Origin of the sequence: Bartonella sp. TT67HLJMS, assembly GCF_042193375.1 — a bacterium.
Lineage (GTDB): Bacteria > Pseudomonadota > Alphaproteobacteria > Rhizobiales > Rhizobiaceae > Bartonella > Bartonella grahamii.
On record NZ_JBHILP010000001.1, the window covers coordinates 146,521 to 162,214 of the forward strand.

The 15,694-nt window shown below is 36.7% G+C and carries 14 protein-coding genes; 9 read left to right on the plus strand and 5 right to left on the minus strand.

Going from position 1 to position 15,694, the window contains the following annotated elements:
• Positions 1–8: 8 nt before the first annotated feature.
• The 4 genes from ACFIJQ_RS00505 (at position 9) to thpR (ending at position 2,507) form a co-directional block, all read left to right on the plus strand.
• A complete protein-coding gene (locus ACFIJQ_RS00505) occupies positions 9–473 on the plus strand; it encodes an HPr kinase/phosphatase C-terminal domain-containing protein (RefSeq protein WP_273787504.1) in 465 nt (154 codons plus the stop codon).
• A gap of 135 nt (positions 474–608) precedes the next feature.
• Positions 609–1,007, plus strand: coding sequence for a PTS sugar transporter subunit IIA (locus tag ACFIJQ_RS00510; protein ID WP_375626191.1), 399 nt, complete (start codon positions 609–611; stop codon positions 1,005–1,007).
• A gap of 17 nt (positions 1,008–1,024) precedes the next feature.
• Positions 1,025–1,318: an HPr family phosphocarrier protein gene (locus tag ACFIJQ_RS00515; RefSeq protein ID WP_012754483.1), complete on the plus strand. Its 294-nt coding sequence runs from the start codon at positions 1,025–1,027 to the stop codon at positions 1,316–1,318.
• 649 nt (positions 1,319–1,967) lie between these two features.
• Positions 1,968–2,507, plus strand: a complete 540-nt coding sequence (gene thpR / locus ACFIJQ_RS00520) for an RNA 2',3'-cyclic phosphodiesterase (RefSeq protein WP_375626189.1) — start codon at positions 1,968–1,970, stop codon at positions 2,505–2,507.
• Between the two features lie 106 nt (positions 2,508–2,613).
• Here the strand turns inward: thpR and grpE are convergent, their stop codons facing one another.
• Complete coding sequence (grpE, locus tag ACFIJQ_RS00525) at positions 2,614–3,276, minus strand: nucleotide exchange factor GrpE (RefSeq protein ID WP_375627985.1); 663 nt, start codon at positions 3,274–3,276, stop codon at positions 2,614–2,616.
• Positions 3,277–3,400: 124 nt separating this feature from the next.
• Positions 3,401–4,471, minus strand: a complete 1,071-nt coding sequence (gene hrcA, locus ACFIJQ_RS00530; RefSeq protein WP_273787508.1) for a heat-inducible transcriptional repressor HrcA — start codon at positions 4,469–4,471, stop codon at positions 3,401–3,403.
• A 514-nt stretch (positions 4,472–4,985) separates the two neighbouring features.
• Between hrcA and rdgB the strand changes: the two genes are divergently transcribed.
• Both rdgB and hemW read left to right on the plus strand, forming a co-directional pair.
• Positions 4,986–5,633 carry an RdgB/HAM1 family non-canonical purine NTP pyrophosphatase gene (rdgB, locus tag ACFIJQ_RS00535; RefSeq protein ID WP_375627987.1) on the plus strand — a complete coding sequence of 216 codons (648 nt, stop codon included), beginning with the start codon at positions 4,986–4,988 and terminating at the stop codon, positions 5,631–5,633.
• Entirely contained in the window at positions 5,630–6,829 is a 1,200-nt protein-coding gene (hemW, locus tag ACFIJQ_RS00540; RefSeq protein WP_375627989.1) for a radical SAM family heme chaperone HemW, read from the plus strand. The genes rdgB and hemW overlap by 4 nt, the downstream gene beginning before the upstream one ends.
• A 1,618-nt stretch (positions 6,830–8,447) precedes the next feature.
• Here hemW and dapE read toward each other — a convergent pair.
• The 3 genes from dapE to ACFIJQ_RS00555 form a co-directional block, all read right to left on the minus strand.
• A complete protein-coding gene (gene dapE, locus ACFIJQ_RS00545; RefSeq protein WP_375627991.1) occupies positions 8,448–9,620 on the minus strand; it encodes a succinyl-diaminopimelate desuccinylase in 1,173 nt (390 codons plus the stop codon).
• Positions 9,621–9,843: 223 nt separating this feature from the next.
• Positions 9,844–10,590, minus strand: a complete 747-nt coding sequence (locus ACFIJQ_RS00550; protein ID WP_375627993.1) for a M48 family metallopeptidase — start codon at positions 10,588–10,590, stop codon at positions 9,844–9,846.
• A gap of 3 nt (positions 10,591–10,593) precedes the next feature.
• Positions 10,594–11,403, minus strand: coding sequence for a carboxylesterase (locus ACFIJQ_RS00555; RefSeq protein WP_273787513.1), 810 nt, complete (start codon positions 11,401–11,403; stop codon positions 10,594–10,596).
• A gap of 195 nt (positions 11,404–11,598) precedes the next feature.
• On the opposite strand from ACFIJQ_RS00555, the gene infC reads away from it, so the two are divergent.
• The 3 genes from infC to ACFIJQ_RS00570 all read left to right on the plus strand — a co-directional run bounded on the left by infC (position 11,599) and on the right by ACFIJQ_RS00570 (position 14,502).
• Positions 11,599–12,117 carry a translation initiation factor IF-3 gene (infC, locus tag ACFIJQ_RS00560; RefSeq protein WP_026500140.1) on the plus strand — a complete coding sequence of 173 codons (519 nt, stop codon included), beginning with the start codon at positions 11,599–11,601 and terminating at the stop codon, positions 12,115–12,117.
• Positions 12,118–12,479: 362 nt separating this feature from the next.
• Positions 12,480–12,665: a hypothetical protein gene (locus ACFIJQ_RS00565; protein ID WP_273787514.1), complete on the plus strand. Its 186-nt coding sequence runs from the start codon at positions 12,480–12,482 to the stop codon at positions 12,663–12,665.
• 64 nt (positions 12,666–12,729) lie between these two features.
• The gene (locus ACFIJQ_RS00570; protein ID WP_012754474.1) at positions 12,730–14,502 is read left to right on the plus strand and encodes an ABC transporter ATP-binding protein; all 1,773 of its coding nucleotides are present in this window, start codon (positions 12,730–12,732) and stop codon (positions 14,500–14,502) included.
• The last annotated feature ends 1,192 nt before the right edge of the window (positions 14,503–15,694 follow it).

Consider the following 15,694-nt stretch of genomic DNA (forward strand, 5'->3'; position numbering starts at 1 on the left):
TAAAAGACATGAAAACAAAATGTGAAATACTCCACGCAAATTGCCTTCAATTAGGCGGCAAGGGGCTGTTAATTATAGGTCCATCGGGATCAGGAAAATCAACCCTTACCCTTTCTTTGCTCGACCGTGCTGAGTGGTCAAAACGTGAAGCGAAGCTTATTAGTGATGATTATACAATGTTGCGTGCGGAAAATGGAAAGCTTCACGGATACACTCCTGATAATTTAGAGGGCGGTATCGAGATTCGTGGCGTTGGTCTTTATATGATAGAATTTGAAAAGCACACAACTATCGATTGTGTTATTTTTCTCGGTCCAGAATATGAACGTTTTTCCACAAATAAAACTTTCCAATTTGAAGATTTGCACATTCCTCTTTTAAAACTTCCCTCTCTTCGTGAAGCCGATTGTACAGCCATTTGTCAAGCTATTGAAGCATTTTTGTTTAGAAAAATATGGCAAAAATCTGTCTAATTTTTTTCTAAAGATAAAAAAATCACAATTTTTGCCTTTTTTTTGCAAATTTTTCTTGGCAGCAAGACAAAGCCTTGTAAAATGTGTTTCCCACCAATATGGTCGGATCTTATTAGTTAACAGGAGTTTGCGTAAATGATTGGACTCGTGCTTGTAACGCACGGTGAGCTGGCTGTCGAATTTTTACATGCCGTGGAACATGTTGTTGGTGTACAAGAAAAGTTCGCAACAATATGCGTTTATCCCGATGACGATATAGATCAGCGCCGAGGTGATGTTATAGCCGCAGTAACCGATACAGATACGGATCATGGCGTAATCATATTAACAGATGTGTTCGGTGGAACACCATCGAATATAGCTATTCCTGCTATTGAAAAAGGACGCGTTGAAATGATTGCGGGTGTTAATTTGCCCATGCTTATTAAACTGATTTCTATTCGCAAATGTCCTGATATTTCATTATCAGACGCGTTAAGAATAGCACAAGAAGCAGGGCGTAAATATATTAATGTACCAAGTATGATTTTATAGCGGATAATAAAATACCAATGTTTTCCAAAGATACCCTCCCATGTATAAGTCGTCATTTCAATATCTGTAATAAACGTGGCTTGCATGCACGTGCTTCTGCAAAATTTGTACAAACTGTTGACAATTTTAATGTTACTGTTGAAGTTGAAAAGGATGGAAAAATCGTTGGTGGATCATCAATTATGGGACTTATGATGCTAGCGGCTTCATCCGGTTGCAACCTCACCATTCGTGTTTCAGGACCAGAAGCAACAGATGCTCTTAATGCTCTTGAAAAGCTTATCAACAACAACTTTGGAGAGGAAAACTAGCGCTTTCTCACCATAAATAAGGATGATGATTCTTAGAAAATAGGAACTTTCCATCATTATTTTGAATTTTAATTTCTCTTCCCACTTTTATACCAATATTCATATCCATTATGGATTGGCATAATTATCATAAATGTAAAAGCTTATAGTAATTTTATTATACTGGAGTTTTTCCTTCCTTTCCTAACATTATTTGATCAATTTGAATAGTTTTGCGTATTACGGCTATTACCCGACTTAACCGTATAATTAAATCTTTACAGAAAAAGAGAACTCTTCACCTTGTATTAGAATATGCTTTATTTTAGGCTAAAGATAGATGTCAAAATAATTTCGCACATCAAAAATCTATCAACTTTTCTTATTTTCTGCTCACTTTGTAGTCTTTATAATACATAAGTAATCTTCCATATAATACATAAGTAATCTTCCATTGCACATCATTGTGATACAGCTCATGAAAACGCAATTCTTATCGATATCATAACCATTTTTTAAAACGAATAAGCTTTGTACGCTCATAATTATAGTAAGCATTTTTTAGACATTCTTTTTCAATACTATTGCCTTATTTTCTATGGTACATGCCTCGCCCTTATTATCTATATTGTGCTTGGAATAGCATCTTTCATTATAAGGAGATAATATTATGGGTCGTCTATTTAGTGCCCTTCAGATTCCTCAACAAACAACACAACAACTTGTATCGTTGCAAAATGGCTTACCAAAAGCGCAATGGATCAACCCGCAAAATTTTCACGTCACCTTATCTTTTTTCGGTGAAGTTGAAAGTGCTACCGCAGATGCACTTATGCACGCCTTTGATACAATAAAGCTCTCTCCTTTTATGCTACAAATAGATGGTTTTGAAGTTTTTGGTTCAGAAAATGCTCCCCATTCTCTTGTAGTTCGCATTGAACCTTGTGAAAAGCTTAATCTTTTACATGAAAAGATGCAATATATCCGGAATAAATTAGAGTTAAAGCCTGATGAAAGACAATTTATTCCGCATATTACTCTTGCACGAATATTTGATATCAATCTTGAAGATCTTTCTTCTTATCTATCTTTTCAAGATGATTTTTTTATCCCTCCTTTTGAGGTCGATCACTTTGTTTTATTTTCATCGTCATCTCCCTCAAGCGAGTCCGTGTATCTTGTAAAAGGAAGTTGGGCGCTTCAAAGATAAAAGGGTGTTTATAACACCCTTTAAAAACTCTTTGAGAAAAGACCTCATATATGTGTAATTGCAGGGAATACTGCATTTTATGTTGGAGATTTATTATTGATGTATTTTAAGCAGAATCAGCTTCACCAGAAGCTTCTTTTGCTCCTCCTTTAGCTACACCCACTATAGCTGGACGTAACACCCTTTCCCCGATAATATAACCTGCCTGAACAACTTGTTGAACAGTGTTATCTGGAACATCGGCATTAGGAATTTCAAACATCGCTTGATGAAAATGAGGATCAAATTTTTGTCCCTCTGGATGAATTTTCTGCACCCCATGACGTTCTAATGCTGCCATCATGGCACGTTCAGTCATTTCAACGCCTTCTGCCAATGATTTCAAACCAGCATCACTCTCCTTTGCCCCTTCTGGAATGGCTTCCAAAGCACGATTGAGATTGTCAGAAACCGATAACATATCCCGTGCAAAATTAGCAATGGAATAAGCCTTTGCATCCGCCACATCTCGCATAGTACGGCGTCGAAGATTTTCCATATCTGCAACAAGACGTAAAAGCTGATCTTTCAGTTCTTTATTTTCATCCTGCAAAGACGCTAAAAGATCACTAACCTCATTGCTTTCTTTTTCAACGTCTTCGTGTTCCTCTGTTTTTTGTGTTTTTAAAAATTCATCGGCTGCCTGTTTAAGTGTATTACGATCAGCTGGATTTTTTAAATCACAATTTTCAAATGAAGAGTCAGTAAATTTGTTTTTTTCATCAGACATAAAAATTTTATTCCTTCATAAGATTCGTTATTCTCGATATCGAAATTCTACAGACAAAAATCAAGGGGTATCGATGTATATAATACAATGAGCTTCTATAGTACAAATACTTACCTGCATCGTTTTAACGCAATAACTGTGACACAAGTTGAGCTGTATAATCAACCATGGGCACAATCCTTGCATAATTAAGCCGTGTAGGACCAATAACGCCCAAAGCACCAATGACTCTTTGTTGTGAATCACGATAAGGTGCTACAACTAAAGAAGAACCAGAAAGTGAAAATAACTTATTTTCTGAACCAATAAAAATTCGAACCCCAGAACCTTCATCCGTTAAATCGAGAAGCTGTGCCATACTCTCACGCGTTTCAAGATCATCAAACAAATGGCGTAACCGTTCTAAATCTTCTTCTGCTTTCACATCTTCAAGTAAATTGCTACGCCCGCGAACAATGAGGTGTATTTTATGATCAGCACCTTCTCCTCCCCAAAGAGCTAATCCCGTTTCAACAAGATGATGCGATAAATCATCAAGCGCAGCCCGTGTTTCTGCGCATAAGCGGGCAATTTCCCCTTTAGCTTCACTCAATGTACGTCCTTGGATATGGGCATTGAGAAAATTCGTTGCTTCCGTCAATTGTGCATGGGTAACCCCTTCTGGCAAATGAACAATACGATTTTCAACTTCACCTTGTTGAGTCACCAAAACGGCAAGAGCGTGCTCCCTATCAAGGCGCACAAATTCAATATGTTTCAATGTTCCTTCTTGTTTTGTTGCTAAAACAAGCCCTGCCCCACGTGAAAGATCTGAAAGAACTCGGCTTGCTTGAACAAGAAAATGTTCAACCGATTGTGCATGACCTGCCTCTTTGACTTGCATTTCAATATTTTCTCGCTCTTCGTTTGGCAAATCACCCGCTTCCATAAATGCATCTACAAAAAAGCGTAAACCTGATTGTGTCGGCATTCGACCCGCAGAAACATGTGGTGCATAAATCAAACCGAGATGTTCAAGATCACTCATCACATTGCGAATCGTCGCAGGTGATAATGTCTGTCGTAAAAGCCGCGAAAGATTGCGTGACCCTACAGGTTCACCATCATTAAGATAAGCTTCAACAATATGGCGAAAAATATCACGCGAACGTTCATCAAGATATTTTAGTTCATTATCAATAGTTTTGTGCTTCATCACAATTGTTTCACTACTTTTAAAATCCTCATCTCTTATATAAGTTTTGCCAAGGTTTGGTCAAATAGTCTAAAGTAGTATAGAACATATTATCCTATTGAACCGTAAAATTCTAGCTTTCAGAGTGATGATTGATACATTACGCAAGAGGTATTTTTTGTTAGAGTGTGTGAAAAATATTTAAGATTAAGAGTTGATCTACAAAGTAGTCTACTGTAGAGACTTGCCAAGAGAATCTGGATTGTTTAAAAGCCGTTGTAAATAAAAAATTTCACCCTTTAGAGCAAGCCGGAAATTGGAAATTTACCATAAAAATGCTATTATAAAAAAGACATGTCCTTCATATCTTTGCAAGGTTATCTTTATACAAGATAAAAAATTTTATTGGAATAAAATATCATAAAACGTGTAAAATAATCATATCATGTAAAATTAAGCAGAATGTGTGTATATGAGTATTTAAGCTGGTTTTTAGCACAAAAATAGTTCCCCTTTCATTTTTGGAGAAATCTATATGAGAAGCATAGCAGATAAAAAACTTGTCATTGCTACACATAACACCGGCAAATTGCATGAAATCACTACTTTAATTACGCCTTTCGGTTTAATAATACAATCGGCAAAAGAACTGGGCTTGCCAGAACCAAAAGAAACGGGAAAAACATTTGAAGAAAATGCTTATATTAAGGCTTTTTCAGCAGCGAAAAAGACAGGACTTCCTGCCCTTTCTGATGATTCAGGCTTAGAGGTAGATGCATTGGAGGGTGCGCCAGGCGTTTATACCGCTGATTGGGCAATTCAAGCCGATGGCACACGTAATTTTCCAAAAGCTATGAAAAAAATAGAAAATGAACTCCAAAAAGTCGGAGCGCAAGAAAAAAGCCAACGAAAATGCCGTTTTATATCCGTCATTTGCATTGCATGGCCTGATGCTCATGCAGATTACTTCCGCGGATGCGTTGAAGGAACATTCATTTGGCCTCCACGGGGAGACAAAGGCTTTGGTTTTGATCCTATTTTTTTACCAGATGGATATGAAAATACCTTTGGAGAAATGTCAACAGAGCAAAAACACAACTGGAAATGTAATGATATTCCCCCTCTTTCACATCGCGCACGTGCTTTCAAACTTTTGGCAGAAAACCTTTTAGCATTCTCATGAATGAACCTTTTGGCATTTACATTCATTGGCCCTTTTGTGCAGCTAAATGTCCTTATTGTGACTTTAATTCGCATGTTCGCATCCATGGTGTTGATCAACCACGTTTTGTCACCGCCTTTAAGCGCGAAATAGAAACGCAATACCACAAAATAGGCCCACGCCATATTACAAGTATTTTTATTGGTGGAGGAACTCCTTCTCTTATGGAGCCGCAAACTGTCGATGCCCTATTGCAAACACTTGCAAAAAAATGGGTAGTTGATGATAAAGTTGAAATTACATTAGAAGCTAATCCATCCAGTGTGGAGGCAGAACGCTTTCGTGGATACCGTGCGGCAGGTGTTAATCGCTTATCTCTAGGAATACAAGCGCTCAATGATAAAGCATTGCGCAAACTTGGCCGACTCCATAATGTGGAACAAGCTCTTTGTGCCATTGATTTAGCACGGCAAATTTTTCCACGTTTATCCTTTGATCTCATTTATGCCCGCCCCAAACAAACCCTTGAACAATGGAAATCTGAACTCGTACAAGCAATTGATTTGGCAGCGGACCATCTTTCTCTTTATCAATTGACAATCGAAGAAGGAACTGCCTTTAAACGACTTCATGATGCAGGAAGACTTATCCTTCCCCCATCAGAGCTAGCAGCAGATCTGTATAATCTTACCCAAGAAATAACAGCACTGCATGGACTTCCTGCCTATGAAATCTCAAACCATGCAATACCCGGTGCTGAATCAGCACACAATCTTCTTTACTGGCGTTATCACCAATATGCAGGCTTTGGTCCAGGAGCACATGGACGTTTCATTGAGCACGCACCGAATCATTCCTCTGCCTGTTCAAAAACATTGTCATCACACCTTGAAAACCGCGAACGTTATGTCACAATAAATGAAAAGCATCCCGAACAGTGGCTTAATTTGGTAGAAACAACAGGACATGGCTGTATTGAAACGGAACATTTAACCACTGAACAACAGGCAAATGAAATGCTCCTTATGGGATTACGCCTTAGCGAAGGCTTAGAACTTATACGCTATGAAACCTTAAGCCCTAAACGCATCCCAATGGAAAAACTGATCGATTTACAACACCAAGAATTGATAGAAATGGTGGATAACCAACGCTTAAAAGCGACAACCAAAGGACGTATTGTTCTTGATCACATCATCAGCCAACTCGCAAACTAAAGTTTTTATAACAACATACTTATTTTAATCATAATCATCATTTTTCATAGAAAAGGCGAGATTAGAGTATCGTGAGATACTCTCATTTCAAAACTATTTACAGTAAATTAGTTACCACCATTTGCTTACACCTTAAAAGTAGAGAAGTGTATGGATAAAAGCTATAAAAAGAAGTAAAAAGAACTCTTATGAACACTCTTAAGTGCTAAAAGCTATCGCAATATTTTGAGCTAGAAAGTGTGTGGTGGTCTAACTTTTTTTCATAAACGTAAAGATAGTGAAGCACTGTAGACTTTATACACTTCACGGAAAATTTTATATTACACTATTCATAAGCATCGTAGTGGCACGAATGTGACAAACATTGAGAAAATTTCTTTAAAACAAGTATGTGAATGCATAATACGATAATATATTGTTCTTTATGAAATCGTGGCACCATTTAAAGAACCAGAGAAATGAGCATGAAACCATGTATCAATCTCTAATTATTTAAAAAGATATTACTCTAGATAAGTTTGAAAACCGTAAAACCGAATAAAAAAGGAGAGTAAAAAAGCACACTGATTTTCACCTTTATATTTTCCCTCAATCAGGTTGTGGTTGTATGTCTGTTTCAGAGATTACAAAAAATAGATATACACAATACTTTTATCCTATTCTGGCATATAAAAGCTGTTGTCGCAAAAAATACTGAACCAATATTTATTTGAGATACGCGGCTGTATGATCGGTATTGATTTATAGATCACAGCAAAATCATGAGCTTTATTAAACAAATAATGCACTCAAATGGCAAATATACCAGATATGAATCGAAATTGCTTTGTTAGCGAGCGAAACGATATTAATCCCATATGATCTTACTTGTATGCGTACATGCTTATGAGTATCTGTACGCGTCCTTTAAGGTTATTTTATTAAAAAATTGAGAATAATACTAGGACAATCCTTGGCTAAAGAAGTCAACGTGCTGCTACAAAAGAATTTCTGTGTATCTTTATCATAACCAATATTAAAGCTGATTAAATAAGCTCACCTTCTATCTCGTAATGACTTTGTAATGGAAGTTTTTAGGGACAAAAAAGAAGGGGAAAATATATGAAATAAAACAAACTTAAAGCGCATTTATATGGGCTTTACTCTAAGAGAGGCTAATTGAAACAAGAAGTACCTTTTATGAGAGTGCAGAAACTATATGAAGACATGAGCTGTGAATGAGCGCATTTATGTTGTACGAACTTTTTACAATAGCAGCATGTTTTTGTATGTCTTTATGGCTTCAACCTGTCATCACACAATTGTGATATAATATTCATTGTTTTCCCTATATGATTGCGCGTTGACTTCCTTTCTACACTTAAAGAACGAATATTTTTAATCCAATATGGTCTGTAAACAGTTCTGCTTCTTAAAGCAGGTCCCTCTTGGCTTTCCAGTTATGTAATTCACTTAACTAAAGACTCTACAGACAAAAATCACAACTTAAGAATATTCATCACTTATTCTAAACCCACTTAATATATTAAGTCTTACGCATTTCATATTACCACACCTCAAATGGCAATATCTTATGGCACAACAAGATAAAGGTATTTTTGAACCAGCAATCATTTCTTCATGCAAAAAAATCAACAATAAAACGCTCATAAATAGTAGTGAGCGTTTCCATTGCATCAAGGGCTACACACTCATCTACCATATGCATCGTTTGCCCTGGTAAGCCAAATTCAACCACTGGGCAATAATCCTTAATAAATCGCGCATCTGAAGTACCACCAGAAGTGGAACATTCTGGTATATTCCCTGTTACACTTTTAATAGCATTGGATAAAGTTTGAATGAGTTTATCATTTTTGGTCAAAAAAACATCCCCTAAACTTGGAATCCATTCAAGCTGATAAGAGGGAGATTTATCATCATTGTTTTTTGATTGCACCAAAGAAAGACGCTTTTTAATTTCCTCCATCAGTGTTTCTTTTGTCCAAAGATCATTGTAGCGTATATTAAAATGAACTGTTGTCTGCGCTGGGATAACATTGACCGCTAAATTACCGGTATCGATGCTTGTTAGCTCTAAGTTACTGGGTTGAAAATCCTCTGTCCCTTTATCTAAAGCAGTTTGTGTCAATGCTTGAATAAGCTTACTTGCTAAAGGCAAGGGATTAGCAGCCCGCTCTGGAAAAGCAACATGACCTTGACGACCTCTCACGGTAATGATACCAGAAATCGATCCGCGGCGACCAATTTTGATGACATCCCCAACAGTTTTTACACTTGTTGGTTCCCCTACAAGAGCTGCAGTCCATTTTTCGCCTTTTTTTTCTGCCCATTTGAGAAGTTTGACGGTACCATTAACAGCAGGTCCCTCTTCATCACCGGTAATCAAAAAACTTACCATTCCTTTAATGGACCGTTTCTCAAGAACTCGCGCTAGCGCCGCAATAAAACAAGCGATTCCGCCCTTCATATCAACAGCACCCCGCCCATATAATTTCCCCTGATCTATGACAGCTTCAAAAGGTGAATAGGTCCATTCATCCAATGCGCCTGGTGGTACGACATCTGTATGACCTGCAAACATAAGATGGGGTCCTTCATTTCCCATTTTTGCATAAAGATTTTCAACATTATCTGTATTTTTATCCGTAAAAATAGGGCGCTCAACATGAAATCCCATTTTTTTCAAAAATTGTTCCAAAGTTGATAAAGCCCCTGCTTCATGAGGTGTAACAGAAGGACAACGGATAAGTCTCTGTAATAGCTGAAGCGGATCTGTAAGAACAGGCATAAGCTCCCCTTCCCATTTTTTATAAGTCATCGGAACTTAAAGTTTTTACGCTGAATTACAAAAAAGATAAAGAAAAAACATTGAAGACACTCAGCAAACCAAGCAGGGGAGAACAATCGTGCTGAGAGCTTCAATGGCTTCCTCATTATGCATGAGCAAGTACACACACAACAAAACACTCAACAAAAAGTTCCGTTAAATATTGCCTTCATTGGAAAGTTTTTTACGCCTTTAAATTATATGAATCAAAATTAATTGCTTGCAATCTATGAGCATTTTCCTTCAACCAAGCACGATACGTTTTACTATCAGGACACAGTTCTTCACAAAGAGCCCAAAATCTTGGACCGTGATTCATTTCAACAAGATGAGCAACCTCATGAGCAACAACATATTCCACAACTTCTTTTGGTGCCATAACAAGGCGCCAAGAAAAAGAAAGACGCTTATCTATTGAACAAGACCCCCAACGACTTCTCGTATCTTTATAACAAATTGATTTGACTTTACGCTCTACTTTATGGGCATAATGTGCCACCAAAGGTGTTATAACACGTGCTGCTTGTTTTTTCAAAACGTCAGCAATGCGTCTTGGGAGGTATTCTAATTGACCATAAACGATAATTTGAGGTTCTTGTTCTGCATCTCCTGCAATAATTTCCGTCACCCCACGTCCTTCTCTATGCTTTATGGAATGGCAAACACCCAATAAAGGAATCGTTGCCCCCTCTTTGAGATAAGCATTTTCATGAGATATTTGTACACGAGCAAGACGTGCCTCAATCCAAGACCGATGCTTTTCAATAAAACTTTGAATCGTACAGAGACTTATCGCTGGTGGTGTTGTTACACAAATCCTCTGTCCGCTCGCATCAATACGTAAAGTAAGACGGCGCGCGCACTTATTTTCCCGCACCTGTACAGGTACAGAGCGATCAGAAAAAATAAAATGCTGTTTAGAAATGCTCATACATTATATCTTCATCATCAATGAATTTGACCCTTCTCCCGCATTAATCCGGTCAATCAATGACCTCAATACCGTTTCGAGGCAATCCAAATCTTGCGGACGAGAAAAGCGATGATCAGCATCACGAACGAGTGTCAATGTTACATCATGGAGAGGCAAATGATCAAGTAAAGTCATAGTATGCTGATAGGGTATCTCCACATCTTCCATTCCTTGTAGAATATGGATTGGACATCCAACATCTATACATCCCTTCATAACGCAGTTGTCTCTGCCATCTTCAATAAATACTTTTGTAAAGGGAACCGGCTCCGTATAACTAATCGCAGATCGTTCAATATGATCTGTTTCTTCTAAAATTTTCCACCCCTTTCGACCCAACCCTGATTCTATCAATGTTTGTGTAAAATCAGGAGCTGGCGCAATCAAGACCATGCCAGCAAGCTTCTTATTTTTCTGTGCTAGCATCATAGCAAGCTTGAGCGCAATCCACCCGCCCATAGAGGTGCCAATCAAAATTTGTGGACCCTCACAATAAGTTTCAAAAACCGCTAAACTTTCTTTAACCCAGCGTGAAATCGTTCCTTGAAAAAAATCACCACCTGATTCTCCATGTCCAGAGTAATCAAACCGTAAACAAGACAAATCATTCTTCTGAGCAAAACTATCAACCAACATCGCCTTATCCCCTGACATATCGGATAAATAGCCATGAAGCCAAACCAAACCTGGAGATTGGCGCCCTTTGCGATAGCGTACTGCAAGTGCAGTGTTCTCAAACGAAAAAAACTGACAAGGAATATTTTGATCCATAATTCTTTATCCTCCATAAAACAATTTCTTTAAATTAAGAAAAAAACTTTTATAATCTAAATCATTCCAAAAAGTAATAAATCAAATAATGAAAAAGGCGCGAATTATAGTTGTTTTTAGGCGCATAATTGTATATTAAATTAACTGTAGTTGAATCAAAATTAAGGAGCATAAACCATTCGTAAACCGTTTAAAATGACACCTACCCAAAAAGACGGACCACGTTCAAATCAGGATATCCGAGTACCTCATGTTCAGCTTATCAATGATGAGGGACAACATCAGGGGGTTGTTGCGATACAAGAAGCTCTTGCTATGGCTGCAGATGCAGGGCTTGATTTGGTTGAAATTGTACCAAATGCGGAGCCACCCGTATGTAAAATCATCGATTTGGGCAAATTAAAGTATCAAACCCAAAAAAAAGCTGCTGAAACACGTAAGAAGCAAAAAGTCATCGAAATCAAAGAGATTAAGATGCGCCCAAATGTTGATGTCCATGATTATGGAGTCAAACTCAAGGCTGTTCATCGCTTTATTGATCACGGTGATAAAGTAAAAATTACTTTGCGTTTTCGTGGTCGTGAGATGGCTCACCAAGATCTTGGATTAAAGCTTCTTCAGCGTGTGAAAGAAGATACAAGTGAAATTGCCAAAATCGAATTGGAGCCAAAGCTTGAAGGCCGGCAAATGATGATGGTGATAGCACCTAAATAGTTTTGCATTGGAATAATATTTGCATGCAACTCATCAGCGTGCAACTCACCAAAATGATGCGTATAGTATTATTTAGAAGCACCACATGGAGTTTTTGTGGTGCTTTTAAGGTTTTATAAATGTGTATAAATCCTTTTAAGAGTTTAATAATGCTTTATCGATTTATAAGAAGAATTCATTATTTTGCATATTAAATGAGAAAGCTCAAACATCGTAAGGTCTTCTTATTTCAAGCTCTCTTATCATGCAATGCGGCAAAATTGTTTGCTTACACATCACAAACGGAGATGATACATAAAAAATTATTAAAAAAGCAGAAATGTTTTTTGTGAGCTATTTCAAGTGCCAAAGGCTATCACAATATGGAAATTGGTAAATACGATGGTGAAATTCGCCGTTGCCTTTTATTGAAAATTAAAAATAATGATGAACAACGAATTTTCGTTATACCTTTCACAGAAACTTTGCACTACATTTTTCACTCTCGCCGTCGTGAAATTGATATGATGAACCTTGAAAGAAAAGGCTATTTTTGTAAAAAAGATTAAGAGGCTTTTTAATTAAGAATGTTTCAATCTTGCATAAAATAATGAGAGAATATGGAAGCACTTCATGGCTAAAAAACAAATTTCCTCTTTTGATAAACATCTTATTATCCGCCTTTTGCGAGAAAATTTTCGTAAACATATGCGTTGGTACAGTGCAGCTATTTTCTCAATGATCATCATTTCTTGTACCACGGCAACCAGTGCATGGATTATGCGTGATGTTGTTAATCAGATTATTGATGCACAAAATTTTCCTATGATTGTTTTGATTTCTAGCTTCATTGCTTTTATCTTTATTCTCAAAGGAGTCGCAACTTTTTCCCAAACTTATTTTCTAAATAAAGCAGGCAATAGTATCATTGCTGAACAACAGCGTAAAATTTTTGCACGACTTATGGAACAAGGAGTTTCTTTTTATCATAATAACACTTCATCTGATCTTCTTGTTCGTGTAACTCATAATGCGACAGCTGTACGTAATATAATTGATACTATTATCACAACTTTTGTACGTGATTTGCTTTCCGTTAGTGGTCTGTTGCTTGTCATGTTCATTCAAAACTTTGTGTTAATCTCCATTACTTTAATCGTAGGTCCACTAGCTTTTTTAGGCGTTCGAATGGCTTTAAAACGCGTTCGCCGCCTGATGGAAAAAGAGCTCCTTTCACTTGGTGAAATTATCAAAATCGTACAGGAAACGGCTGTTGGTATTCGAATCATAAAGGCCTTTTCACTAGAAGAAGTCATGAAAAAACGAATGGACAAAGCCATTTGTGATGTTGAAAAACAAACAAACAATATTGCAACACTCGAAGCTATTACCAATCCGATTATGGAAACACTCACGGGTGTTGCCATTGCAGGTATTATTTGTTTCTCCGGTTATCTTGCAACCCAACGCGCAGGTGTTCAAGGTGAATTTATGTCCTTTATTGTTGCTTTACTTTTAGCGTATGAACCCGCAAAAAGGCTAGCAAATGTACGTGTCAAAATTGAATCTGGCTTGGTCAATATCCGTACAATGTTTGAAATACTCGATTGTCCCCTTACAGTTATAGAACATAAAGAAGCTAAAGATCTGAGTAAAACGCAGGGAACTATTCGTTTCGAACATGTTTCTTTTGCATACACTAATAACAAAATGATATTGAAAGATATCAACCTAGAAATAGAAGCCGGAAAAATGACAGCATTGGTGGGACCATCCGGTTCGGGAAAGTCAACCCTTATCAACCTTATTATGCGCCTCTATGACCCCACAAAAGGACGCATATTGATTAATGATCAAGATATTCGCTACACAACATTTCGCTCTCTGAGAAACCTGATGGCCTATGTAGGACAGGATACTTTTCTCTTTCAAGGAACTGTTAAATATAATATCGGACTTGGAAAAGAAGGGGCTAGTGATGACGAAATTATCGAAGCAGCAAAAGCAGCAAATGCTCATGACTTTATTATGAGTTTGCCAAATGGTTATGATACACAGATAGGTGATAATGGCTGTAACCTTTCAGGGGGGCAAAAACAACGGCTCGCTATCGCTAGAGCAATGATTCACGATAGCGAAATTCTGATTCTTGATGAAGCAACGAGTGCGCTTGATTCACACACCGAAGCACAAATTAATGAAGCCATTCAACACCTTACCAAAGGACGCACAACGATCATTATTGCTCATCGCCTTTCAACGATTGCTCGTGCTCATAAAATTGTGGTCATACAAAATGGACAACTGATTGAACAAGGTACTCAGAAAGAATTGCTAGCAAAAGAACATGGGTTTTATAAAAAACTTCATAATATCCAGTTTAAAAACATACCTCCTAATTTCTAGATCCTTAAATAAGATTTGAAATAAAAATGGATAGAAGGTAATGCTCCATTTATAAAAAAGGTTTGTTACCAGAAAAAGTATTACTGCAATCAAGAATTGGCAAAGAATTTATGGTTTATTGGAAATAAGCTTCTTGGATTTAGATGAAAACTTTATTCGCTATTTTGTTGAATACAATTGACTTTAACAATGAAACTTCAAAAACCCCTTCCCTTCCTCAAATAAGTATTGAAACATTCATAAATGTTGCGAATCCTAAAAGAGAGAGCATCAAAGTTTGAAAAAATTGCCCCAGATTATGATGATGAATCTGGATTAATACAACCTTTATCCGTGTTTATCCCTGCACTGACAATTTTTTCTCCACACATCTTAAAGGACAAAGATTCTACCCAATCTGATCTGTAAACAATCCAGATTTTTATTGAGTTCGTTCCACTTGATAACAACTTATGTGATTCACTTATACAAGGCTTACCCTAAATATTCACCACGTGCTTTCAAAATACTTTGTCAAAAAGACTTACATGCCTTATATCACCGCACCTCAAATGTCGGTCTTTTATGGTACAACAGGATAGGCTGACAATTATAAATTATGCTGCAAATTATAGATACACTCAGCATAAAAGAAAAACATTGAAAAAATAAGAGAAGATTTATTATAAAACTTTTTTACTGTTGTAGCTTGCTTTAAAGCAAGCTTTGCTGTTTTTTCTACATCCGAAACTAAAGTGATATTCCTCCAATACCTTAACTTCTTGAAGAGTTTATAAATGCACAACGTTAGTGCTTATATAAGGCTATGATTTCAATATGCAAAAAAACAGATGAAAAGTAAAATGACATTCCTCTTTCTTTTAACCGCCTAAATAGAAAAATATGACATATAACTCTGATAAACATTTTTACAAAAAATATCTTTTGACCTGCATTTTAATACTTTGATTTATAATCATAATTTATTACTTTACATCTTAAATAAAAGATAAGATGTAATTTGCTTATTGTGAATTTTCTTTATATTTATGATGAATTAATCAAAAGCACTTGTTGTACGTCATAAGAGATATTGGTGTATGCATAAAAACTCTTAAGATAAGCAATAAAAATACCTCTACATTTTCAAGTGAAAAGATTGTCGGCAACATGAGAAGCTGGAAAATAGAATGATAATGCCGGCTTATATCTT

Coding starts and splice junctions, on each gene's coding strand:
- grpE (WP_375627985.1), bottom strand. CDS start 3,276: ATGTCTGATGAAAAAAACAAATTTACTGACTCTTCATTTGAAAATTGT.
- ACFIJQ_RS00550 (WP_375627993.1), bottom strand. CDS start 10,590: ATGAGCATTTCTAAACAGCATTTTATTTTTTCTGATCGCTCTGTACCT.
- dapE (WP_375627991.1), bottom strand. CDS start 9,620: ATGCCTGTTCTTACAGATCCGCTTCAGCTATTACAGAGACTTATCCGT.
- rdgB (WP_375627987.1), top strand. CDS start 4,986: ATGAGAAGCATAGCAGATAAAAAACTTGTCATTGCTACACATAACACC.
- ACFIJQ_RS00570 (WP_012754474.1), top strand. CDS start 12,730: ATGGCTAAAAAACAAATTTCCTCTTTTGATAAACATCTTATTATCCGC.
- infC (WP_026500140.1), top strand. CDS start 11,599: ATGACACCTACCCAAAAAGACGGACCACGTTCAAATCAGGATATCCGA.
- ACFIJQ_RS00515 (WP_012754483.1), top strand. CDS start 1,025: ATGTTTTCCAAAGATACCCTCCCATGTATAAGTCGTCATTTCAATATC.
- thpR (WP_375626189.1), top strand. CDS start 1,968: ATGGGTCGTCTATTTAGTGCCCTTCAGATTCCTCAACAAACAACACAA.
- hrcA (WP_273787508.1), bottom strand. CDS start 4,471: ATGAAGCACAAAACTATTGATAATGAACTAAAATATCTTGATGAACGT.
- ACFIJQ_RS00510 (WP_375626191.1), top strand. CDS start 609: ATGATTGGACTCGTGCTTGTAACGCACGGTGAGCTGGCTGTCGAATTT.
- ACFIJQ_RS00505 (WP_273787504.1), top strand. CDS start 9: ATGAAAACAAAATGTGAAATACTCCACGCAAATTGCCTTCAATTAGGC.
- ACFIJQ_RS00565 (WP_273787514.1), top strand. CDS start 12,480: ATGGAAATTGGTAAATACGATGGTGAAATTCGCCGTTGCCTTTTATTG.
- hemW (WP_375627989.1), top strand. CDS start 5,630: ATGAATGAACCTTTTGGCATTTACATTCATTGGCCCTTTTGTGCAGCT.
- ACFIJQ_RS00555 (WP_273787513.1), bottom strand. CDS start 11,403: ATGGATCAAAATATTCCTTGTCAGTTTTTTTCGTTTGAGAACACTGCA.